18 protein-coding genes are annotated in these 21982 nt (G+C 71.1%); 14 read left to right on the top strand and 4 right to left on the bottom strand.

Annotation, left to right across the window (positions count from 1 at the left end; genetic code table 11):
* Positions 1-354 precede the first annotated feature (354 nt).
* From GVL03_RS16830 to GVL03_RS16820, 3 genes are all read left to right on the top strand, one after another.
* Positions 355-1464, top strand: coding sequence for a zinc-binding dehydrogenase (locus tag GVL03_RS16830; protein ID WP_159502168.1), 1110 nt, complete (start codon positions 355-357; stop codon positions 1462-1464).
* A gap of 69 nt (positions 1465-1533) precedes the next feature.
* Positions 1534-2820 carry an ABC transporter substrate-binding protein gene (locus tag GVL03_RS16825; RefSeq protein WP_159502167.1) on the top strand — a complete coding sequence of 429 codons (1287 nt, stop codon included), beginning with the start codon at positions 1534-1536 and terminating at the stop codon, positions 2818-2820.
* 34 nt (positions 2821-2854) lie between these two features.
* Positions 2855-4300, top strand: a complete 1446-nt coding sequence (locus tag GVL03_RS16820) for an aldehyde dehydrogenase family protein (protein ID WP_159502166.1) — start codon at positions 2855-2857, stop codon at positions 4298-4300.
* A gap of 165 nt (positions 4301-4465) precedes the next feature.
* On the opposite strand, the gene GVL03_RS16815 is transcribed toward GVL03_RS16820, so the two are convergent.
* A complete protein-coding gene (locus GVL03_RS16815) occupies positions 4466-5275 on the bottom strand; it encodes an SDR family oxidoreductase (RefSeq protein WP_159502165.1) in 810 nt (269 codons plus the stop codon).
* A 76-nt stretch (positions 5276-5351) separates the two neighbouring features.
* Complete coding sequence (locus GVL03_RS16810; RefSeq protein ID WP_159502164.1) at positions 5352-6320, bottom strand: alcohol dehydrogenase catalytic domain-containing protein; 969 nt, start codon at positions 6318-6320, stop codon at positions 5352-5354.
* Positions 6321-6552: 232 nt separating this feature from the next.
* Here GVL03_RS16810 and GVL03_RS16805 point away from each other — a divergent pair, with 232 nt between their 5' ends.
* The 9 genes from GVL03_RS16805 to GVL03_RS16765 are packed head-to-tail and all read left to right on the top strand — an operon-like array spanning position 6553 to position 17256.
* Entirely contained in the window at positions 6553-7647 is a 1095-nt protein-coding gene (locus tag GVL03_RS16805; protein ID WP_159502163.1) for an LLM class flavin-dependent oxidoreductase, read from the top strand.
* Positions 7648-7656: 9 nt separating this feature from the next.
* Positions 7657-9396 carry a CocE/NonD family hydrolase gene (locus tag GVL03_RS16800; RefSeq protein WP_159502162.1) on the top strand — a complete coding sequence of 580 codons (1740 nt, stop codon included), beginning with the start codon at positions 7657-7659 and terminating at the stop codon, positions 9394-9396.
* A 58-nt stretch (positions 9397-9454) separates the two neighbouring features.
* Entirely contained in the window at positions 9455-10747 is a 1293-nt protein-coding gene (locus tag GVL03_RS16795; protein WP_159502161.1) for an ABC transporter substrate-binding protein, read from the top strand.
* Between the two features lie 58 nt (positions 10748-10805).
* Positions 10806-11630, top strand: coding sequence for an ABC transporter ATP-binding protein (locus GVL03_RS16790; protein ID WP_159502160.1), 825 nt, complete (start codon positions 10806-10808; stop codon positions 11628-11630).
* Entirely contained in the window at positions 11627-12463 is an 837-nt protein-coding gene (locus GVL03_RS16785; protein ID WP_159502159.1) for an ABC transporter ATP-binding protein, read from the top strand. The genes GVL03_RS16790 and GVL03_RS16785 overlap by 4 nt, the downstream gene beginning before the upstream one ends.
* Complete coding sequence (locus tag GVL03_RS16780; RefSeq protein WP_159502158.1) at positions 12463-13368, top strand: branched-chain amino acid ABC transporter permease; 906 nt, start codon at positions 12463-12465, stop codon at positions 13366-13368. The genes GVL03_RS16785 and GVL03_RS16780 overlap by 1 nt, the downstream gene beginning before the upstream one ends.
* Entirely contained in the window at positions 13368-14552 is a 1185-nt protein-coding gene (locus GVL03_RS16775) for a branched-chain amino acid ABC transporter permease (RefSeq protein ID WP_159502157.1), read from the top strand. The genes GVL03_RS16780 and GVL03_RS16775 overlap by 1 nt, the downstream gene beginning before the upstream one ends.
* Positions 14549-15463 carry an SDR family NAD(P)-dependent oxidoreductase gene (locus tag GVL03_RS16770; RefSeq protein ID WP_159502156.1) on the top strand — a complete coding sequence of 305 codons (915 nt, stop codon included), beginning with the start codon at positions 14549-14551 and terminating at the stop codon, positions 15461-15463. The genes GVL03_RS16775 and GVL03_RS16770 overlap by 4 nt, the downstream gene beginning before the upstream one ends.
* Before the next feature lie 8 nt (positions 15464-15471).
* Positions 15472-17256 (top strand): helix-turn-helix domain-containing protein, encoded by a 1785-nt coding sequence (locus GVL03_RS16765; protein ID WP_159502155.1) that lies wholly within the window; start codon positions 15472-15474, stop codon positions 17254-17256.
* Positions 17257-17380: 124 nt separating this feature from the next.
* On the opposite strand, the gene GVL03_RS16760 is transcribed toward GVL03_RS16765, so the two are convergent.
* Together GVL03_RS16760 and GVL03_RS16755 are read right to left on the bottom strand one after the other, a co-directional pair.
* Positions 17381-18550, bottom strand: a complete 1170-nt coding sequence (locus GVL03_RS16760) for a flavin reductase (RefSeq protein ID WP_159502154.1) — start codon at positions 18548-18550, stop codon at positions 17381-17383.
* Positions 18551-18725: 175 nt separating this feature from the next.
* The gene (locus GVL03_RS16755) at positions 18726-20303 is read right to left on the bottom strand and encodes an FAD-binding oxidoreductase (protein WP_159502153.1); all 1578 of its coding nucleotides are present in this window, start codon (positions 20301-20303) and stop codon (positions 18726-18728) included.
* A 126-nt stretch (positions 20304-20429) separates the two neighbouring features.
* On the opposite strand from GVL03_RS16755, the gene GVL03_RS16750 reads away from it, so the two are divergent.
* Positions 20430-21401 carry an AraC family transcriptional regulator gene (locus tag GVL03_RS16750; protein ID WP_159502152.1) on the top strand — a complete coding sequence of 324 codons (972 nt, stop codon included), beginning with the start codon at positions 20430-20432 and terminating at the stop codon, positions 21399-21401.
* 35 nt (positions 21402-21436) lie between these two features.
* Positions 21437-21562, top strand: a complete 126-nt coding sequence (locus GVL03_RS22680; RefSeq protein WP_306770349.1) for a hypothetical protein — start codon at positions 21437-21439, stop codon at positions 21560-21562.
* Positions 21563-21982: the final 420 nt, after the last annotated feature.

The raw sequence follows: 21982 nt of genomic DNA, 5'->3' as shown, positions 1-21982 counted from the left end.
CCCGGGCGAGGCTTCGAACCGCGAGACTGCACGTGTGCGCCGAGACCGTGGGGAAATCCCGCTGTCTCGGCGCGCCGATGCAGTCTCGCGGTCCGTGGGGCGGTCCTCTCGCGGTCCGTGGGGCGGCCCTCTCGCGATCCGTGGGGCCGATCTCATAATGAGACGGTGCCGCCGATGGACGCTGCGCGAACCGGGTCCTAGCCTGAATGCCACACGGCGCTGAAGCCGTGCGAACGGCGACGCAGCCACCCTCCGGGACGTGATCCCGGATCACGACAGAGTGCGACTCCTGCCCCGAGGGGCCTCGGACGAGCGCTGCTCGGTGCTGCCCGCCCACAGAGGAGAGGGAGAGCGATGCGGACCCGAGCATCCATCGTCACCGCGCTGGGCGCGGGCTTCGAGACCGAGGATCTGGAGATCGACGATCCGATCGGCCGCGAGGTGCTGATCGAGGTCAAGGCCTCCGGCCTGTGCCACTCAGATCTGCACGCGGCGACCACCGGTCTCGGGTTCCCGTTCCCCGCCGTCTTCGGGCACGAGATCGCGGGGGTCGTCCGATCGGTCGGTCCCGAGACGACCGGGATCGTTCCCGGGCAGCACGTCGTCGCCTCCCTCGTGCAGTTCTGCGGTGACTGCGCCGCCTGCCGCTCCGACCGCACCTACCAGTGCGAGCGACCCGCGGAGACGGGCCGTGGAGACGGCGAGGCGCCACGGCTGCGCCGCGCGGACGGGCAGCCGGTCGTCGCGGCCTTCGGCACCGGGGGCTTCTCCGAGCTGTGCCTCGTCCACGAGAACCAGGTGGTCGTCGTGTCCGACGACCTGCCCTTCCCGGTCGCGGCGATCCTCGGGTGCGCCACCATCACGGGAGCCGGCGCCGCCATCAACTCCGCGGGCGTGCGCGTCGGCGACAGCGTCGCCGTGATCGGGCTCGGCGGGGTGGGGCTCAACGTGATCTCGGGGGCGCGCCTCGCCGGCGCGACCACGATCGTCGCGATCGACGCGCAGGAGGAGAAGCTCGCCCTCGCCCCGCGCTTCGGCGCCACGCACACCGTGCACGCGGACGGTGAGACGGATGTGGTCGCCGCCGTCCAGCAGATCACCGGCGGCGGGGTCGACCACGCCTTCGAGGTCATCGGCCTGGCGTCCACGACGCAGGATGCCATCCGGATGACCCGCGTCGGCGGCGCCGCGAACCTGATCGGGATCCACCGCCCCGGCTCCACGATCGCGGTGGACCCGGGCGACCTCCTGATCTCGCAGCGCACCATCCGGGGCATCTACATGGGCAGCTCGAACATCAAGACCGACATCCCGCGCTACGCCCGCCTGTACCAGCAGGGCCGGCTGAACCTCGACGACCTGATCGCGCGCGAGATCGCACTCGACGACGTCGCCGAGGCGTACGAGCAGCTGCGCTCCGGCACGACGGCGCGCAGCGTGATCACCGACTTCGCCGGTCGCTGAGCGACGTCCCCTCCCCTCCCCGGCACAGCAGCCCCTCCTCCCCTCGACGCAGAGAACCGGAGCACCACCATGAACAGACGCATCATCCAGACCGCGGCCGTCCTGGCCGCCTCGACCCTGGCGCTCGCCGCCTGCGCGGGCACTCCCGCCGGAGGGACCGGCGGCGGAGGCGAGGACGGGGACATCATCGGCGGCCCGGGGGTCGACCTGGCCACGCAGACCATCACGGTCGGCGCGCTCGTGCCGGTGTCGGGGGTCTTCGCGGGCGCCATCACCAACATCGAGGGGATGGAGGCCGGGTTCCATCGGGCGACCTCCGCAGGCGGTGTCCTCGACGGCTGGACGGTGAAGGTCGTCAACCAGGACACGAAGTTCGACACGGCCACCACGATCCCGCTCTACGAGTCGTTCAAGAACGACATCGCCATCATCAGCCTGGCCCTGGGCGCGACCATCATGGACGCGCTGCTGCCCACGGTCACCGACGACAACCTGCTCATGATCGGGGCGGGCCCCAACCCCGGCGAGGTGCGGGAGGAGCGCATCATCCCGACGTTCCCGCTGCTCAGCGCCCACGCCGCCGCCCTCATCCCGTACGCGATCGAGGAGTACGACGCCGGGGACTCGCGGTTCTGCACGATCACGGTCGAGGAGCCGTTCGGGGAGGGCTTCGTGACCGCGACGGACTTCGCGGTGGACGAGCTCGGTCTCGAGCGCGGTATCGACGTCACCCTCGCCCCGACCGCCGACCAGCTGAGCCCCCAGGTGAGCGCACTGAAGGAGGACGGCTGCGACGTGGTGGTCGGCGGCGGGTACGGCGCTTTCCTGCAGGCGTTCGCCGTGCAGGCCTCGCAGCTGGACTACGAGCCGCTCTTCCTCACGAGCAACGCCGCCTACTCGATCAACGTCGCGACCGGGCCCGGCGCGGACTGGATCCGCGAGAACGTGGTGATGTCGGTTCCCGGCGACGAGTGGGAGGGGACGCAGGCCGTCGGGCAGGCGAATCTGCGCGAGGACCTCGCCGCCGTCAACCCGGATGCCACGCCCACCGCCAACGCCCATCTGACCGGCTACGTGAACGCCCTCTACACGTCCGAGGTGCTCGCCCTCGCGATCGAGAACGGCGACCTCAGCCGCGAGGGCATCGTGCAGGCGGTGGCGGAGTTCGAGGTCTGGCCGGACGAGCTCGGTCTCGTCGGCGGCGACATCGTCTTCGGCGCATCCGCCCAGGAGCGCGTCCTGCCGCACAAGGTCTCGATGTTCCGGATCGACCCGGATGTGCCCACTGGTCTCAGCCTCGAGACGTACTACTACGACTCGGACATCGCCCGCGACTTCATGGTGGACGCCGAGTGAGCGGGCGCCGGAGCGACGGAGGAAGGACACGCTGATGAGCGCGACGACGACGGAGCCGCTGGTCTTCGACACGAACTTCATCGGGGGCGGCTGGCGAGACTCGGCCGGCGGGCCGCTGCCCGTGGTCAACCCCGCCACCCTCGAGCCGGTCGGCACGGCCGTCGAGGGGACGCCCGAGGACGTGGATGCGGCGGTGCTCGCGGCTGCGAGCGCGCTCCGCGGGGAATGGGGACGAACGGATGCGGCCGCGCGCGCGGAGTGGATGGAGCGCCTCGCCGACGAGCTCGAGCGGATCGGCTCCGACGTCTCCGACCTCGTCACGGACGAGATGGGGCAGCCGGTCTGGCTGTCCCAGGCGCTGAGCTCCGCCGTGCCGGTGAACCAGCTGCGGTACTACGCGGGCCTCGGGCGGTCGTTGCAGACGGAGTCGCTCCGCGACAACGTGGTGTTCCCCGGGCGCACACGCGTGCGTCGCGAGCCCGTCGGAGTGGTCGGGCTCATCGTGCCCTGGAACTATCCGCAGTCGCTCCTGATGGCCAAGCTCGCCCCCGCACTCGCCGTCGGCTGCACGGTCGTGGTGAAGCCGGCGGGGGAGACGCCCCTGGACGCATTGCTCCTCGCACAGGCGGTGGAGCGCATCGGGCTGCCCGCCGGCGTCGTCAACGTGGTGACGGGCGGCCGCGAGACCGGCGCCGCGCTCGTCGACCACCCTGGGGTGCAGAAGATCGCCTTCACGGGGTCGACCGCAGCCGGCCGCCGGATCGCCGCGCGCTGCGGCGAGCGACTCGTCCCGGTGACCCTCGAGCTCGGCGGCAAATCGGCGGCCGTCGTGCTCGACGACGCGGATGCGGCCGCCGTGGTCGCGGATCTCCGCGGCAACTCCTTCCTCAACAGCGGCCAGACCTGCTTCCTCCTCTCGAGGGTGCTGGTGCCGCGAGCGCGCCGGGACGAGCTGGTGGACGCGCTCGTCGCGACGGCTCAGGACCTCCGGGTCGGCGACCCCCGCAGCGCCGACACCGAGCTCGGCCCGCTGGTCTCGGACCGCATCCGCTCCCGCGTCGGCGGGCTGGTGGACCGCGCTCGTGACGACGGCGCCGCGGTGCTCACCGGTGGACGCCCCCTGGATCGTGAGGGCTACTACTACGAGCCGACCGTCATCGACGGGGCGGCGCCCGACAGCGAGATCATCCAGACCGAGGTGTTCGGGCCCGTCGTCGCCGTGCAGGAGTACGACGACCTCGAGAGCGCGATCGCGCTGGCCAACGGCACGGCCTACGGCCTCGGCGGCGCGGTCTACAGCGCCGACGAGGACCGCGCGCTCGAGGTCGCCCGCCGGATGGCGACGGGAACCGTGGGCATCAACGGCTACCGCCCCGACCACGGGTCGCCGTTCGGCGGGTACAAGGACTCGGGCCTCGGGCGCGAGCACGGCCCGGAGGCGCTGGAGAACTTCCTCGCGACGAAGTCGATCTTCGGCTGATCCGCCCGCCCGCCCGGCTGGCTCCGGCGCCGCGGGCCGCGAGACTGCATGTGCGCGCCGAGACCGTGGGGTGACCCCGCAGTCTCGGCGGCCCGCTGCAGTCTCGCGGTCCATCGTCCGGTCAGCCCGCCCGTCCGGATCCGGCGCGGGAGCGGGACGGGTGCGTCAGGCGTACCTCGTCATCGCGGCGCGGACGCCGCGGAACGTGGCCTCCACATCGCCGAGCATGCCGGGGTGGGTGAACGCATAGCGATCGCCGTTCGCGATCGCGCGCACGACGATCGCGCCGGCCTCGTCGGGCCCGATCCACATCCCGTCGTCGGTGATCTTCTGGGCGATGTCGAAGTCCACCAGGCCGCTCTCGCCAGCGGATGCGGGCCGGTTGCGCAGGCTCTCCTTGATGTTCGTGCGCACCGCGCCGGGATGCAGCGCCGTCACCCCGACGTCGTGGCCGTCGGCGGCGAGCTCGGCGGCGAGCGTGAGGCTCAGTCCCTCGACCGCGGCCTTGCTCGCCACGTAGGGGGCATAGCCGGGCGGGGTGAAGTAGCGCGACATGGATGCGGTGTTCACCATCCAGGCCCCGTCCGGGTTCGCGACGAGGTGGGGGAGGAAGAAGTGCACCCCGTGCACCACGCCCATGAGGTTCACCTCCAGCACCCAGCGCCAGTCCGCCAGGGTGAGACCGGAGACGGGCGACTTCGGGCCGACACCGGCGTTGTTCACCAGCAGGTCGACCCGGCCGTGGTCGGCGACGACCCGGTCCGCGAGCGCCGCGACGCTGTCGGGGTCCGTCACATCGGTGGGGATCGCCGTGTAGCCCTCGGCCCGCACGCGCTCGATCGCGGCCGCGTCCCGGTCGGCGACGACCACCTGCGCGCCCTCCGCCCGCAGTGCGTCGGCGATGCCCTTGCCGATCCCGCTCGCGCCCCCCGTGACGACCGCCACGCGGCCGCGCCATTCCCGAATGCCCTCCATCGGACCCTCCGTTCTCTCGATCGTTCCCGGCCGCGGTCGGCCGGGTCCCACTGTGCGTTCAGTCGAAGCCGTGCGTTCAGCCGAAGCGGATGACCACGCCGTGGCGCAGCCCCTCGGCCTCGACGAGTCGATGCGCCTCGCCCGCCGCGTCGGGCGCGAAGGCCCGCACCGGACGGGTCAGATACCGCGGTGCCGCGAGCTGCTCGAGCTGCGGACCGTGCCGCCACTCCTGCGGCACCGTCACCGGGTGCACGCGCACGTGGGCGCGTCCCCCGCCGTCCCACCCGCGCAGCGTGGCGATCCCGCCGCCCTCGCGCACAGCGGGCAGGATGCGGTCGTCGAGCACCGCGAGGTCGACCGCGGCGTCGACGGGCGCGCCGACCGCCGACAGGACCCGTGCGGCCGGATCGTCGCCCGCCTCGACGAAGACGGATGCGCCGCGCGCGAGGACCTCCTCCCGGTCGCCCGCCCGCGCCACGGCGACCACGCGTGCCCGGCTCTCCGCGAGGAGCGGCACGACGAGGGCGCCGAGGGCCCCGGCCGCGCCGGTCACGAGCACCGTGGCCCCATCCCCATCCCCATCCCCATCCCCGTCCTCGGCGCCGAGGACGAGCGAGCGCACCGCCTGCAGCGCGGTGTGGCCGTTCATCGGCAGCGTCGCCGCCTGCACGAGGTCGATGTCGCCGGGCACGCGGGCGAGGGTGTCGTCGGGCGCGACGACCGCACCCCGGTAGCCGCCGCCGTACGGGCCGGAGGGCAGCGTCATCGTCATGACCCGGTCGCCGACGCGCCACGCGCTGTCCGGACCCGCGCGATCGACGACCCCGGCCACGGCCATGCCGGCGACGAAGGGGCCGGGACCCGCGATCGGGCGAGACCCGGCGCGCAGAGCGACGTCCGCCGGATGCACCGCCGCCGCGACGACCGCGATACGCGCCTCGCCGGACGCCGGAACCCCGGACGGCACGGTCGCCGTGCGCAGCACCTCGGCCCCGCCGGGGCGGTCGAAGACCACGGCGATCGTGTGCTCGGCATCCGTCGTCATCGTCCGTGTCCTCCTCGACACCGCGGGGCTCAGACGGCCCCGTCCTCCCCATGCTCGGCGCTGACGGCGCGCCGCGAGGTCTCAATCTGATCGGTCCGGTCCCGTCTCAGCTTGAGACCTGGGCGCACGAGGCCCCGTGGTTACCGTGGTCGCAGCCCGAGAGGGTCCGGGCGTCGCCCCGGGACCTCCGACGATCGCGAAGACGTCCGACGAATGCGAAGGAGCATCGACGATGCACATTGGAGTGAACTTCGGCTTCGGCCGTTTCGACACCTCGGTTTCCGAACACGATGTCGTGAAGAACGAGACGCACCTGGCTGTCCTCTCGGAGGAGCTGGGCTACGACAGCGTGTGGGCGGTCGAGCATCACTTCACCGACTACTCGTTCTGTCCCGACAACCTGCTCTGGCTCGCCTACGTGGGCGCCAAGACCGAGCGGATCAAGCTCGGCACGGGAGCGGTGATCCTGCCGTGGAACGATCCCCTGCGCGTCGCCGAGAAGCTGCTGCTGCTCGACAACCTCACCGACGGCCGCGCGATCTTCGGCATGGGCCGCGGTGTCGCGCGCATCGAGTTCGAGGGGCTGCGCATCCCCGTCTCCGAGTCGCGCGAGCGCATGGACGAGATGGTGCCGATGATCATCCAGGCACTCGAGACCGGGTTCATCGAGGGTGACGGCCCGTTCTACCCGCAGCCCCGGATGCAGCTCAAGCCCGGACCCGTGCGCACCTTCTCGGACCGCATGTACACGGTCGCGGGTTCGGAGGACTCGATCATCGCCGCGGTCAAGAACCGCGTGAGCGTGATGTCGTTCATCCTGCGCCCCGTCGACAAGCTCGTCGAGACGTTCGCCGTCTACGACCGGCTGTGGCGCGAGACCTGGGACGACGAGCCGGCGCCTATCTGCCTGAACGTGAACATGTACTGCCACCGCGACCCCGAGGTCGCCAAGGCGCGCATGTACGAGTACATCGGCAACTTCTGGAAGCAGAACGTCGACCACTACGAGTTCCTCGGCAAGCACTTCGCCACGCAGAAGGGCTACGAGCGCTACGCGGAGAAGGCCGACGCCCTGCGGGAGAAGGGCGTCGAGCAGGCCGGACGCGACTACGCGGACGCCGCCCTCGCGGGCACGCCCGAGCAGCTCGTCGAGAAGCTGTCGTGGATCCAGGACATCATGGGCCAGTATGAGCTCGTCGTGGCGCCGGCGTTCGGCGGGATGCCGCACGACCAGGCCGAGGAGAGCCTGCGCCTGTTCGCGACCGAGGTCGCCCCGAAGGCGCGCATCGCGTACGACGCCCGCGCGGCGGCTCCCGCGGGCGTCTGAGGCGTCGTCATGTCGACCGTGACGAACGTCGGTACGCGGCGGCTCGTGGAGAGCCGCGTCGCGATGGTCGCCCGCGACGGCGTGATCCTCCGGTCGGTCGTGCACCGCATGACCGACCGGGAGACGCAGCCGATCGCGCTGGTGCGCAACCCCTACGGCGAGCCGCTCACGCGGAACATCCCGGTGGTGGCGCTCCTGCAGGCGGGGTTCGCCGTCGTGATCCAGGACTGCCGCGGCACGGGGGACTCGGACGGCGAGTTCGTGCCGTTCGAGAGCGAGGAGGCCGACACGGGCGATGCGATCGGATGGTGCGCCGAGCTCCCCTTCTCGAACGGCCGGGTCGTGATGTACGGCCTGTCCTATTCGGGCATGGTGCAGCTCGCGGCGGCGGTGACGGCGCCTGCCGGCCTCGCCGGGATCATCCCGGTCGTCACGCCGGCGGACTACCAGACCGGCCTCGCGTACCGCGGGGGAGCGGCCCAGATGGGCCAGATCACCGGCTGGTACACGATGAAGACCCTGCAGAGCCTGCTCTACCGGGCCGAGCACGGCGAGGACGTCGGCGACCTGCTGCGCAGGTTCCGGCGGCACGCCTCCGACGTCTGGTCCTCGATCGGCGGCGGCCCGCTGGCCGAGGCGCCGGTGCTCAGCGAGGTGCTGCCCACCTGGGACCGGTGGCTGCGCGAGGACATCGCCGGCACGTACTGGCCCGGGGTCAGCTACCGCGACCGGCGCGCCGGGGTGGCGGTGCCGGCGCTCCACATCGGCGGATGGTTCGACCTGTTCCTCGGCGGCACGATCGACAACTTCGCGACCCTCCGCGCGAGCGCCGCCGACGAGCGCGCCCGCGCCGGACAGCGGCTCGTGATCGGGCCGTGGCAGCACACCGACCAGAGCGGCACGATCGGCGACCTGAGCTTCGGCGCCGCGGCGTCCGCGGCGGGGGTCGGGCTCGAAGGGAGGATCGCGGGCTTCGCCCGTGCGGCTGCGGCCGACGAGGAGATCCCCGGCGCCCCCGTGACGCTCTACGTGATGGGCGCCGGCATCTGGCGCGAGGAGCAGGAGTGGCCCCTCGCCCGCACCCGCTGGACGCCCTGGTACCTGCACGCCGACGGCGTGCTCGCGCCCGATGCACCCGCCGGCGCCGACGGCTCGACCTCGTACGTCCACGACCCGGCCGACCCGGTGCCCATGCGCGGCGGTCAGTCCGGGATCTTCGCGGGTGGGCTGGACGGCGGCAACGAGTGGACCGCGGGTCCGCGCGACCAGCGTCCGCTCGACGCCCGCGACGACGTCCTCCGGTTCGTCGGCGCCCCGCTCGCGGAAGACGTCGAGGTGACCGGTCCCGTCTCGGTGACGCTGTACGCGGCGACCAGCGCCCAGGACACCGACTTCGTGGCCCGACTGATCGACGTGTCGCCGGACGGCCGCGCCCTGGGCGTGGTCGACGGCATCGTGCGGGCGAAGTTCCGTGCGGGGCAGGATGCGGCGCGACCCGTCGCGCCCGGCGAGGTCGTCGAGTACCGCATCGATCTCTGGGCGACCAGCTGGCTCTTCCGGGCCGGCCACCGCATCCGCATCGACATCGCCAGCTCCAGCTACCCGAACTGGGACCCGAACCTCGGGCTCCTCGCCAACAACGCGCTCGTCTCCCCGCGGGAGGGGAGGCGAGCGACCCAGCACGTGCACCACAGCGCGCCGTATCCGTCACACGTGGTGCTGCCGGTCATCCCCACGGCCGTTCCGTGAGAGGCTCGACGCGCCCTCTCGCACCCTGAGCAACACCACTCGCAAGGAGAGCACTTCAATGAAGAAGTCACAGACAGCAGGATGGATCGCGCTCGTCGCGGTCGCCGGTCTCGCCCTGAGCGCGTGCGCCGGCACACCCGCCGGCGGCGGCGGTGCGGACGATGCCGGCGGCGATCTCGTCGGCGGCCCGGGTGTCGACGTCGACACGAAGACGATCAAGGTCGGCGCGCTCGTGCCCGTCTCGGGCGTCTTCGCCGGCGCGATCACCAACATCGAGGGGATGGAGGCGGGCTTCCACCGGGCGACCGAGGCCGGCGGGGATCTCGAGGGCTGGAGCGTCGAGGTCGTCAACCAGGACACGAAGTACGACGCGGCGACCGCCATCCCGCTCTACGAGGGGTTCAAGGACGACGTCGCGCTCATCTCGGTCGTGCTGGGATCCACCATCATCGACGCGCTGCTGCCGTCGGTCGAGCAGGACAACATGACCCTCGTGCCCGGAGGCACGACGCCGAACCTGCTGTTCGAGCCGCACGTCCTCCCGACCTTCCCGCTCACGAGCGCCCACGCCGCGAGCCTCATCCCCTACGCCGTCGAGAAGTACGACAAGGCGGATGCGGTCTTCTGCTCGCTGACCGTGGAGGACGTGCTCGGCGAGTACATCGAGGAGACCTTCGAGTACACGGTCGACGAGCTCGGCCTCACCGCCGGAACCGAGCAGAAGTTCGCGCCCAACACCGAGCAGCTCACGCCGCAGATCACCGCGCTGAAGGACGCCGGCTGCGAGGTCGTCATGGCCGGCGGCACCGGCGCCTTCCTGCAGACCCTCGCCGTGCAGTCCGTGCAGCAGGACTTCGCGCCGCTGGTGCTGGCGAGCAACTCGGCCTACAACATCACTCTGGCCACCGGGCCGGGCGCCGACTGGCTCGCCGAGAACGCGATCATCTCGGTCCCCGGCGATCAGTGGGAGGGCACGGAGGCTCCCGGCCAGGCGCAGATGGTCGAAGACCTCGCCGCGGTCGCCCCGGACGCCACGCCCTCGGCCAACGCGCACATGACCGGCTACGTGAACGCCTTGTTCAGTGCGAAGGTGCTCGCCCGCGCGATCGAGAACGGCGACGCCAGCCGCGAGGGCATCGCCACCGCCGCCGCGCAGATCGAGATCTGGGAGGACGACCTCGGCATGGTGGGCGGCGACGTCGTCTACGGCACCTCGCCCGAGGACCGCGTGCCGCCGCACAAGCTGTCGATGTTCCGGATCGACGCGAGCGTCCCGACCGGTCTCGCACTCGAGGAGTACTACTACGACTCCGAGATCGCGCAGTCCTACCTCGAATCCCTGGCGCAGTGATCCGCCCGTGCGGCCGGGTCTCGGACCCGGCCGCACGGACACGACGAAAGGTTGCAGCGTGGCATCCGAACATCCGGCCGCGGCACAGGAGCCGCCGCTACTCGATCTGACCGACGTCTCGGTCTCCTACGCCGGCGGCGCCGTGCGCGCCCTCGACGGTGTCAGCCTCACGGTGCGCCGCGGGCAGATCGTGGTGCTGCTGGGCGTCAACGGCGCCGGCAAGACCACGACGCTCGCCACCATCTCGGGGCTGCTGCCGTACACCGGGGGATCGCTCGAGCGCGGGTCCGTGCGGTTCGCGGGCGAGGATCTCAAGGGCAGGACCCCGTCCAGCCGCGTGCAGCGCGGCATCTCGATGGTGATGGAGGGCCGGCGGGTCTTCCCCGATCTCACGGTCGAGGAGAACCTCGTCGCCGGCGGGTTCACCCGGTCGACGACCGAGGCGCGATCCGCCCGCGACCGCGTGCTCGAGATGTTCCCCATCCTCGCCGAGCGGCGCAAGCAGCTGGCGGGCCTCATGTCCGGCGGCGAGCAGCAGATGCTCGCCATCGGTCGGGCGCTCATGCAGTCGCCGACGCTGCTCATGCTGGACGAGCCGTCGCTCGGACTCGCGCCGCTCATCGTCGAGCAGATCAAGGAGATCGTGGTCGAGATCAACCGTCAGGGAACGAGCGTGCTGCTCATCGAGCAGAACGCCGCGATGGCGCTGTCGATCGCCGACTACGCCTACGTCCTCGACAGCAAGCGGGTCGCCCGGGCGGCCACGGGCCGCGAGCTTCTCGCCGACCGCACGGTGCAGGAGCTGTACCTCGGCGTCGCGGGCGAGGGACGCGCGTCGTTCCGGTCCGCGCACCGCGCCCGGACGACGGGAGCCCTCTCATGACCGACACCCTGCTCAGCGCCCGCGACGTCACCGTGCGGTTCGGCGGCGTGACCGCCGTCTCGACGGTGAGCTTCGACGTCCACCGGGGCGAGTTCTTCGCCATCATCGGCCCGAACGGCGCCGGCAAGACCACGCTGTTCAACTGCCTCAGCGGCCTCGTCAGGTACAGCGGCGACATCACCTTCGACGGGGTGAGCCTCGTCGGGCGGCGGGCCGACCAGATCGCGCAGGTGGGCATCTCCCGCACCTTCCAGAACCTCGGGCTGTTCTCCACGATGACCGTGCTCGAGAATGTGCTGGTCGGTGGCGCGAGCAAGGTCCGGTCGGGGATCCCGTCGGGTCTCATCTGGTGGGGCAGGGCGCGGCGCGAGGACATCGCCGCCCGTGTCCGCGCGTACGAGGTGCTCGATCTGCTGGGTCTCGCCGACATCGCGCACGAGCCGATCGCGAGTCTCCCCTATGGCACCCGCAAGCGCGTGGAGCTGGCCAAGGCGGCCGCCGCCGCCCCGAAGCTGCTGCTCCTGGACGAGCCTGTGGCGGGCATGAACCACTCCGAGACGGAGGAGCTCATCGGCCACGTCCTCACCCTGCAGGATCAGCTGGCGCTCACGATCGTGCTGATCGAGCACGACACGTTCCTGGTCATGGACGTCGCCGAGCGCATCCTCGCTCTCAACTTCGGCCAGCCGATCGGTCTCGGCACACCCACCGAGATCCAGGCCAACCCGAAGGTCGTCGAGGCCTACCTGGGCGCGAGCGCCCCGGTCGAGGCGATGCCGACGGATGCGGACATCCCCGTGCCGAGCCCGGTGCGGACGGGAGGGGAGGACTGATGGACACCTTCATCCAGATCGCCATCTCGGGGGTCGCCCTCGGGTTCCTCTACGCGCTCGTCTCGCTGAGCTTCGTGGTGCTGCTGAAGGCCACCGGGCACTTCAACCTGCTCCCCGGCTCGTTCGTCCTGCTCGGGGCGTACATCACCTACGAGCTGCACCGCGGCGTCGGGCTGAACTTCTGGATCTCCGTGGCGCTCGCGATCGTCATCGTCGCGGCCGTCGGCCTCGCGGTGCACTACCTGATCTTCCAGCGCATCGACCGCCGGGCCACCGTCTCGGCGGCGGGTCTGGCGATCCTCCTCGTCACGATCGGGCTGCTGAGCCTCAGCCAGGCGATCGCCGTCTCGACGTGGGGCGCGGACGTGCTGCTGCTCGGCGACCCGTGGGGTCTGACCACCTACCGTCTGGGCGGGATCGCGATCTCGCAGCGCGACATCTGGGTCATCGTGCTCAGCCTCGTCGTCCTCGCGGTCTTCTGGCTGGTGATCCAGCACACCCGGATCGGCGTCGGCATGCGGGCGCTCGCCTCCGACCACCAGGCCGCCTACGTGCAGGGCATCAGCCCGCGTCGGGTCGCGCCGTACGCCTGGCTGATGAGCGCCGGGGCCGCGGTCATCGCCGGAGTGTTCATGGCCACCGAGGCGGGGGGCGGGCTTCGGCCCACCCTCGACATCGTCGCGTTCACGGCGTTGCCCGCCCTCATCCTCGGCGGCATCCGGTCGCTGCCGGGCTGTGTCGCCGGCGGCCTCGTGCTCGGCGTCGTGCAGGCGCTCGCGCTCGGCTACGCGCCGGCCGGCTTCGGTCAGGGGTTCTCCACGGTGCTGCCGTGGATCATCATGATCGTCGTCCTTCTCGTCCGTCCCAGCGGCCTGTTCGCCGCCCGTGAGTTCCGGAGGGCATGATGACCACCGTCAGCAGCGCCAGAGCGACCCTCGCCGGTCCCGACCGCTCCGCCGTCATCCGCCGCGAGACACGGGTGTTCCGGACACCGTGGACGCGGTATGGCGCGATCCTGCTCGTCGTGCTCGCCGTCGTGCTGCCGCTGAGCACGGCCGACTCGTTCCTCCTGTCGCTCGGTATCACCGTCGGCTACTTCTCGATCGCGGCGGTGGGTCTGAACGTCGTGAACGGGTACGCGGGGCAGATCATGATGGGTCAGCCCTTCTTCCTCGCCGTCGGTGCCTTCACCGCGGTCGCGGTGGGCTCGATCGCCGATCTGCCGCTTCCGGTCTGGCTCGTCGCCGCCGCGATCATGGGTGCGCTCGCCGGCGTGCTGGTCGCGCCGTTCGCCCTGCGCCTGAAGGGCGTCTACCAGATCGTGCTGAGCCTCGGCCTGATCTTCATCGGGCAGTACATCTTCGTGAACTGGACGGATCTCACCGGTGGTGTCAGCGGCCGGCGTGCACCGTTGAACATGTCGATCGGCCCGCTCGACTTCGCGGGCCTGCAGCTGGGCGGCATGACCTACAGCTACCAGCAGGGGCTGTTCATGATCGTCTGGCTCGTGGTGGGCCTGTGCATGTTCCTCGTGCACCTGCTGATGCGCTCGCCCGGAGGCCGCAACATCGTGGCCCTGCGCGACTCCGAGCTGGCCGCCCGGGTCGTGGGCCTCAACCCGGCGCGCAGCATGGTCGGCGTCTTCGCGATCTCCAGCGCCATGGGCGCGGTGGGCGGTGCGTTCTACGTCGCCCAGCTGCGCTTCGTCAGCGTCGAGCAGTTCAACCTCGCGATGGGGCTGACGTTCATCATCATCGTGACCGTCGGCGGGCTCTCGACCTCGTGGGGGCCGGTCGTCGGCAGTCTCGTGATCTGCTCCATCCCGCTGCTGGCGGGACGGTACGCCGATCTGATCCCGTTCCTGAAGCCCAGCTCCTCGGTGCCGGACGGCACGTTCGGCATCCCCGTCGGGCAGTTCTCGGTCGTCGTCTACGGGCTGCTGCTCGTGATCATCCTGCTGTTCGAGCCGCGCGGGATCACCCACCTGCTCAAGGTGTTCGCGCTGTGGGTCACCCGGCCGCTGCGAAAGCCGTCGCGGCGACAGGAGCAGCGCGAGAAGGCCCGCGAGGCCGCGGAGTGGGCGCCGTGAAGGACTTTGCCGGACGGGTGGCCTTCATCACCGGGGGAGCGTCGGGCGCCGGTCTCGGGCAGGCACGGGTGTTCGGTCGCGCCGGCGCGCGCGTGGCCGTCGCCGACGTTCGCGCCGACGCGTTGGCCGGCGCCGTCGCGCAGCTCGCTCGACAGGGCGTCGACGCGCACCCCGTCGTGCTCGACATCACGGACCGCGCCGCGTACGCGCGGGCGGCGGATGCGGTGGAGGCCCACTTCGGCGATCCGGTCACGCTGCTGTTCAACACGGCCGGGGTGAACGGCTTCGGGTCCGTCGAGACCATGACCTACGACGACTTCGACTGGATCCTCGGCGTGAACCTCGGCGGCGTCGTGAACGGCATGCGGACCTTCGTGCCCCGCATGATCGACGCCGGCCTCGGCGGTCACGTCACCTCGGTCGCCTCCGTCGGCGGCTTCGAGGGCAGCCGGATGACGGGGCCCTACTCGGCCGCGAAGGCCGCCGTGATCAGTCTCATGGAGAGCTTCGCGCAGGTCCTGCCGGCGCACGGCATCGGGGTCACCGTGCTCTGCCCCGCCAGCATCCGCTCGAACATCTCCGAGTCGCATCTGACCCGGGGGGTCGCCGAGGCGACGGGTGTCCTCACCGACGACGACTTCGTCGGCGGCCTGCGCGAGGTGTACTCGCACGGGATGGATCCGGAGCACCTCGCGCTCCATCTGAAACGCGCGATCGAGCACGACGACCTGTACGCCATCCCCTACCCGGAGGTGCGTGACGACCTCGAGCGGACGTTCGGCCGCATCCTCGATGCCGTCCCGGACACCGATGAGCTGGCGCCCGAGGGTGCCGACCAGCGCCTGCGGGCGCTCGCCCGGTTTCGGGCCGATGCGCGCGAACGTGCCGACACGGCGCGTTCGGCGACCTAGAGTAGGACATGTCCTCCGTGTGCGAGGGCACCGTCGATGTCAACAAGGGAGCTGACATGACGCAGATGATGATGCGTGGCCGGATGAGCGATGCCGCACGGTTCGATGCGGGGGTGCGCGGCGACGTCGCACGCGCGCGCGAACGGTTCCTCGCGGGCGATCTCGGAACCGCTGGAGTGGGACTGCTCACCCCGGAGATCCTGAGCTCGTGGACTCGGTCGTTCGACTCGGGCGTCGACCCGGAGGGGGTCGAGCTGCCGGTGCTCCGGGCCGAGACGAGCCGCGGCCGGCGTCTCGCCGACACCTGTGAGCCGATCATGCGGGCGCTCGGCGACCAATGCCGCGACTCGGACACGTGGGGGCTGCTGCTGGACCGTGAGTGCGTGCAGGTGCACCCCAACGTGGGCGACGAGCGCCTGGTGCGCGAGGGGATGGAGCGCGGCGGCGGCGTGGGCGCGACTTACCGCGAGGCGTCGGTCGGCACGAACGGCGCGGGGATCTCGGTCGAGCGGCTCGAACCGTTCATGGTGGTCGCGGAGGAGCACTACCGCACGTCGGAGCACAACCTCGTCTCGGTCGGGGTGCCGCTGCGCGACATCTTCGGGCGGCTGGCCGGCGTGCTGGTGATGTGCCAGCGTATCGCGAGCGCGAACCACATGATCGTGCCGTACGCGCAGAGCATCGCCCGGTCGATCGACGAGCAGATCGCGCTCGCCTCGGACGGCGACGAGCGCACGCTCTTCGACGCTTTCTCGCGGCATTCGCGGCGACCCTCGCTCGCCGTGGTCGGCGTCAGCGATCACGTCTTCGTGGCGAACAACGCCGCGCAGCAGCTGCTCCGGGAGTTCGTCGACGCCGATCTGCTGCGTCGCACCGTGCTGGAGGTGGCGGCGGCGGGCCGCTCGCGCCTGCTCAGCCTGCGCCTCGGTCACGACCACTACCGCGTGCACTGCCGGGTGGTGGAGCTCTCGCGGGGCCGCCGCGGGGCGGTCGCTTCGCTCACCCGGGTCACCGAGCCGAGTCCGACGGCCGTCGACGCGCCCGGTCCGGAGGGCGAGGCGACACCGATACACCGCGCAGCCGCTCTGGGCCTGCCGGTGCTCGTCGTCGGCGAGCAGGGATCGGGTCGCGCCCACGCCGTGCACGGGGTCGGCACCTGCGCCGAGATCGACGCGACGAGCGCGGCGCTCGACCCCGCCGCCTGGATCGAGCGGCTGGAGACGCGGTCGCGTGCGGGCGCCGTGCTCATCCGCGACCTCGACGCGCTCGGGCAGAAGGTGCTCCATCGGACGCTCGAGGTCGTGCGCTCCGCTCCGCAGTGGGTCGCCGCGACCGCGACTCGGCCGCTGCCGGAGGTCGAGTCGACGTTCCCGGTCACGGTGGAGGTCGCGCCGCTGCGCGAGCGCACGACCGAGATCGCCGCGATCACCGAGGACCTGCTGACGGCGCTCGGCGGCCGCGGAGTGCGTTGCGCCCCGGAGGCGATGAGCATCCTCGCCCGCAATCGCTGGCCGGGGAACATCGGCCAGCTGCGGCGTGTGCTGGCGGCCGCGCTCGTCTCCTGCCGGGGACAGGTGATCACCCTCGACGACCTGCCCCGTGAGATCGCCGTCAGCGGTCTGACCGTCGGCGACGAGGGGCTGCTCGCCCGCACCGAGCGCGAACTGGTCTTCGGGGCGCTGCGCTCGGCGAGCTGGAATCGCGACGCCGCCGCGCAGTCGCTCGGGATCTCGCGCGCCACGATGTACCGGCGCATCCGCCAGTTCGGCTTCCAGATCCCGAGCAGCCGCTGACGCCCGGGGTGGGTCCTCGTGCGTCCCGTCGTCGGAGCGAACACGGATACAGCGCCTCACGGGCCCCGGCAGGCCTCATCCGCCCCACGAATCCGACGACCGGCGACCCATCCGACCCACGATGTCAGACCTGGCCGCCGTGGGCGGCGATCACCTCTTTGGCTCCCGACTTCACGAAGTCGATCTGCTCGCGCACGATGCGCTGGGCCTCGTCGACGTCGCGCCGCTCGATCGCGGCCGTGATGTCGTGGAGGAAGGAGTCGCCCATCTGCCGCTGCCAGTCCTCGGCCTGATACGTCTCCCGCCATACCGTGGCGACGTTGAGCGCGCGGTAGGTCGAGGTGAGCTGGCGGGAGCCGGCCAGGTCGACGATCGCGGAGTGGTAGTCGAGGTTCAGTGCGAGGAAGTCGTCCAGGCTCTCCGCCGTCGCCGGCACGAGCGCGAGCACCTGCTCGCCGAGGCGCCGGATGGCGGCGATCTGCTCGTCGCCGGCCCTCTCCAGATGGGACTCCAGCACGCCGGTCTCGATCGTGAGGCGCGCGTCGTAGAGGTTGTCGACGAGGTCCGCCGTCATCGGCGTCGGCTCGTATCCGCATCCGGGAACACGGCGCACGAGGCTCTCCGTCGCGAGGCGGATGAGCGCGTTCTCGACGAGCACGGGGTCCAGCCGCAGCTCCGTGGCGACGGCCTCGACGTCGATCGTCTCGGTCAGAGGGGTGCGTCGGTCGAGCACCCAGCGGCGGGCGCCGTCGTAGGCGGCGTTCTCCAGCGCGTGCTCGAGCTGGCCGAATCGGCCGCGGTAGTACGCCAGCGGCTCGCCGTCGCCCGCCTCGGCGCCGACCACCCGGCCGAGGAAGATCGTGTGGGTGCCGCCCACGGCCGTCTCGGCGACGACGCACTCGATGCTCGCGAGGGCGCCGGTCAGCAGCGGCAGCCCGTGCGCGCCGCTCGTGTGCGGCACCCCGGCGAACTTGTCGTCGCCCTTGCGGGCGAACGCGCGGGCGGTCTCGCCCTGGGTCGCGGAGAGGATGTTGATCGCGTACCGGCCGGTGCGGGCGACGGCGTCGTGCGTGACGCTCGATCGGTTGAGGCAGACCAGCATCATGGGCGGCTCGGTCGACAGAGAGGACACCGCCGACACGGTCGTGCCGAACAAGGCGTCGCCGTCGGCGGTCGTGATCACCGTGACCCCCGACGCGAAATGCCCGACGACGTTGCGGAAGGCCGCCTCGTCGACGGCGGGCAGACCGAGGTCGGTGTCGTACCGGATGGGGTCCGGACTCGCGATGGACATGGTTCCTCCTCTTCGAAGCACCTGTCGTCACCGTATCCCGCACCCCCGCGCCGAGGAGGTCTCACCGTGAGACGTCCGAACCCACACCTTCGACGCGATCCCACACGTTCCGGCGCTCTGAAACGTATGGGTTCGACAAGAACATGTGGGTTCGGGAGGAAGCTGTCCCTCACCGTCAGCGGTCGCGTGCCGGCCAGATCCCGTAGCGGCCGGGGGAGAGGATGCCGGCGGGGTCGACGGCATCCTTGATCCGCTCGACGAAGCGCCGGTAGGCGTGGTCGTTCCAGGACATGAAGTCGGCGACCTCCTGCATGAAGTCCAGGTGCGACCGGTACTCGCTGTAGCCGAGCGCGGCGAGCTCGTGCACGAGGGCGCGGGCGGTCTCATAGGCGGCCCGGGTCTCGTCCGCCTGCCGCGGGTCGAAGTTGATCGCCGAGACGACCGCGCAGGTGCGCTCGTTCAGGAGCATCACCCCCGCCTTGTAGTTCAGCCCGGTGCGTTCCTCGGTGGTCGCGCGGACGGTCTCGACCACGCGCATCACCCGGGAGCCCTCGAGCGGCACCAGCGGGGCGATGCCGATGTGCCCGAACCCCTCGCCCTTGTACCTGATCGCGTCGAGGTTGGGCACGCCGACCGTGATGCGGTTGGAGATCGACTCGATCCCCTCGTACTCCTCCGGGGTGTACCGCCCCTCGACCGTGAGGGTCGATCCCGGGATGCTCGCCCACGCCGCCCGGATCTGCGCCAGCTGCACATCGACCTCGGCGCTCGTGCCCCAGACCGCCGCGCGCAGGTACCAGCGCCCGAGGCCCGTGCGCACGGCGATCTCATCGATCTCCTCCTCGGGCACCATGCCCTCCTCGGACCGCCGGATGACCTCCGGCACCCCGGTCATCGTCGCGGCCATCAACGTGCTGTACAGGCACGGCACCCCGCGCAGCTGGTTGCGCAGGCGCAGCTCGCGCAGCACGTCGACCGCCTGAGCGAGGTCCTCGTCCCGCGCCAGCGTCATCTTCAGCGGCGCGTACGTCTCCGGCCGAGGGGCCAGCCACACGCCCATCTTCACGACGATGCCCAGGTTCGACTGCGTGAACAGCGGGTCCAGCGCGGGGCCGACACCGCGCTTGTAGAGGTGCCAGGTGGGATTGTCCGGCATCGCCCCCATCCCGGTGCGCAGCAGCGTGCCGTCGGCGAGCACGACCTCCATCCCGGTGGGCGCCATGAAGTCGGCCCCGTACGGCAGGTAGGTGACGCCGTTGTCCAGCGAGTTGCCGATGACGCTGCCCCAGCCGAGGTCGGGGATCGACAGCATGAGCCGCGAGCCGCGTGCGCGCAGCTCGTCGTAGAGATCGAACCATCGCACGCCCGGCTCGACGACCGCGTAGGCGAGATCCTCGTCGATCTCGAGGATGCGGTTCATCCGGCGCAGACTGATCGAGATCGATCCCCCCACGCGCGGCGACGGCCCGCCGTAGCCGTTGTTGCGGCCCTGCGAATGGGTCCACACCGGGATGCCGGTCTCGCCCGCGAGTTTCAGGATCGCCTGTATCTGCGCGGTGTCGGCGGGGTGCACGGCGACCGAGGGGGCGTACGTGTCGTCGCCGGGAACCCAGTACGGGTCGCGCAGCGGCCAGTCCTTGTCGGCGTTCAGTGCGGCGTGGTCGGTGACCGCGTCGTCCCCGACGATCTCCCGCAGTCGCTGCACGATCTGCGCGGTGAGGGCGGGGGATGCGGGGGTGGAAGCGTGCGGCATGGTGATCCTCTCATCGTCGGTCGGAAGGCCTGACATCGCCGCTCAGCATCGTGCAGGATGGCGCCCGCGTTCTCGGGTGGTGCGCATTCGATCATGTGCTGTGCGCGTTCGTGCTAGAACGAGAGGATGGAGGACATCGCATCCGCGGCCCCGTCGCGGGAGGTGAACCTGCTCACTCGCGACATCGGGGCGTGGCGTGCGCAGTTCCCCATGCTGCGCCGCGGAGCCCGGTGGGTCGGCGTCCCGGAGGACGCCGAGTTCGAGGGTCGGCTGGCGCGCCGGGTCGTCACCGACATCAGCGTGAACGTGCTGACCGTGCGCGGACCCGCGCACGCCGTCGAGCGCACGCGCGCGCACGTCGAGGGCGATCGGGGGGACGACTCCGTGCTCGCGGCGGTGCAGCTGCGCGGCAGCAGCGTCCTGACCACCGACCGGGGCGCGGCCGTGCTGCGGCCCGGGGCGCATCTGGTCTCGGCGTGGGGCGCGCCCTCGCGGTGGGAGTTCCCCGGTGACTTCACGCTCTTCATCGCGCGCTTTCCCCGATCCTACGTGCAGTTCGCGCTCGGCGAGCCGGGTGCGCCGATCGGCGAGGGCCTGCCGGCATCGCGCGGCGCGGGGACCGTGGTCCTGCCGTTCGTGCGTGCTCTCGCCCGTGACATCGACGTGCTCCTGGGCCGCGGCGGCAGCCGCATCGCGCGCAGTCTCGTCGACCTCTTCGGCGCGAGCCTGCTGGCGGCCGCACCCGCGCACCCGGGAGCCCTCTTCGAACGCGCGACCGCGTACCTGGAGTCCCGCGTCGGCGACCCCGGCGTGGACGTCGGTGCGGTGGCGCAGGCCGTGTTCGTGTCGCGGCGACGCCTGCAGGGCGAGTTCGCCGCGCACGGCACGACGGTGACGGGATGGCTCCGTCAGCGCCGGCTCGAGGGCGCGCGCGCCGATCTGGCCGATCCGCATCGCAGGACCGACACGATCTCGGAGATCGCGAGGTCGTGGGGGTATCCCCATCCGGCGCACTTCTCCAGGCTCTTCGCCCGGTCCTTCGGCCGCGCCCCGCGCCGGTGGCGACGCGAGAACGGGGCGCAGGGCGTCTCACAGTGAGACCATCGCCCCCGGCCGACGAAGGCGATCTACCTATGAGCTCCCGTTCCGTGCGCGCCGCCGTGATCGACGAGCCCGGCAGCCCCTTCGTCGTACGCGACATCGTCGTCGGCGACTCCGCCGGGGTCGTGGTGCCGATCACCGATCGTTGTTGGCTCTGATGCAGCTCACTGTGCTCACGCCAGATTCGGCGGCCGTCACTACAGAGACACGAGATCGCCACCGACCGCATGTCGGGCTCTCACGCAGAGCCGACCACGCGTCGGATCACAACTTGTGAATTCGCCGTGGCTCTCGAAAGAGTAGGTGTACCCCTGGAATCAGGCGTCCTGACCGCCGGAACGGAGGCGCATCGTGCGCATCAAGAGAAGAAGACAGCTCGGCATCTGGCTGAGCGTGGTATTGCTCGCAGGCGGCGCGTCCTAGGGTGAGTCTCATAGCGTGGTGTTACTTCCCGCGGGGCTCTCGTCGTCGTTGACGTAGAGGAGCCATCGTGGGAGCCCCAGTTGTTTCCGGCAAGAAGCAAAGAAGTGATCCCACGATGACCCACAACCAGTCTGCCTTGACGACCCTGATTGGCG

The sequence above is a fragment of the Microbacterium sp. 18062 genome (genome assembly GCF_902706225.1).
Taxonomy (GTDB): Bacteria; Actinomycetota; Actinomycetes; order Actinomycetales; family Microbacteriaceae; genus Microbacterium.
This window is presented reverse-complemented; position numbering and strand designations above follow the sequence as displayed.

What these genes read in the sequence shown, in the direction of transcription:
- GVL03_RS22680 (WP_306770349.1), top strand. Translation starts at nt 21,437, where the DNA reads ATGAGCTCCCGTTCCGTGCGCGCCGCCGTGATCGACGAGCCCGGCAGC.
- GVL03_RS16825 (WP_159502167.1), top strand. Translation starts at nt 1,534, where the DNA reads ATGAACAGACGCATCATCCAGACCGCGGCCGTCCTGGCCGCCTCGACC.
- GVL03_RS16750 (WP_159502152.1), top strand. Translation starts at nt 20,430, where the DNA reads ATGGAGGACATCGCATCCGCGGCCCCGTCGCGGGAGGTGAACCTGCTC.
- GVL03_RS16760 (WP_159502154.1), bottom strand. Translation starts at nt 18,550, where the DNA reads ATGTCCATCGCGAGTCCGGACCCCATCCGGTACGACACCGACCTCGGT.
- GVL03_RS16800 (WP_159502162.1), top strand. Translation starts at nt 7,657, where the DNA reads ATGTCGACCGTGACGAACGTCGGTACGCGGCGGCTCGTGGAGAGCCGC.
- GVL03_RS16775 (WP_159502157.1), top strand. Translation starts at nt 13,368, where the DNA reads ATGACCACCGTCAGCAGCGCCAGAGCGACCCTCGCCGGTCCCGACCGC.
- GVL03_RS16780 (WP_159502158.1), top strand. Translation starts at nt 12,463, where the DNA reads ATGGACACCTTCATCCAGATCGCCATCTCGGGGGTCGCCCTCGGGTTC.
- GVL03_RS16810 (WP_159502164.1), bottom strand. Translation starts at nt 6,320, where the DNA reads ATGACGACGGATGCCGAGCACACGATCGCCGTGGTCTTCGACCGCCCC.
- GVL03_RS16830 (WP_159502168.1), top strand. Translation starts at nt 355, where the DNA reads ATGCGGACCCGAGCATCCATCGTCACCGCGCTGGGCGCGGGCTTCGAG.
- GVL03_RS16795 (WP_159502161.1), top strand. Translation starts at nt 9,455, where the DNA reads ATGAAGAAGTCACAGACAGCAGGATGGATCGCGCTCGTCGCGGTCGCC.
- GVL03_RS16755 (WP_159502153.1), bottom strand. Translation starts at nt 20,303, where the DNA reads ATGCCGCACGCTTCCACCCCCGCATCCCCCGCCCTCACCGCGCAGATC.
- GVL03_RS16785 (WP_159502159.1), top strand. Translation starts at nt 11,627, where the DNA reads ATGACCGACACCCTGCTCAGCGCCCGCGACGTCACCGTGCGGTTCGGC.
- GVL03_RS16820 (WP_159502166.1), top strand. Translation starts at nt 2,855, where the DNA reads ATGAGCGCGACGACGACGGAGCCGCTGGTCTTCGACACGAACTTCATC.
- GVL03_RS16765 (WP_159502155.1), top strand. Translation starts at nt 15,472, where the DNA reads ATGTCCTCCGTGTGCGAGGGCACCGTCGATGTCAACAAGGGAGCTGAC.
- GVL03_RS16805 (WP_159502163.1), top strand. Translation starts at nt 6,553, where the DNA reads ATGCACATTGGAGTGAACTTCGGCTTCGGCCGTTTCGACACCTCGGTT.
- GVL03_RS16815 (WP_159502165.1), bottom strand. Translation starts at nt 5,275, where the DNA reads ATGGAGGGCATTCGGGAATGGCGCGGCCGCGTGGCGGTCGTCACGGGG.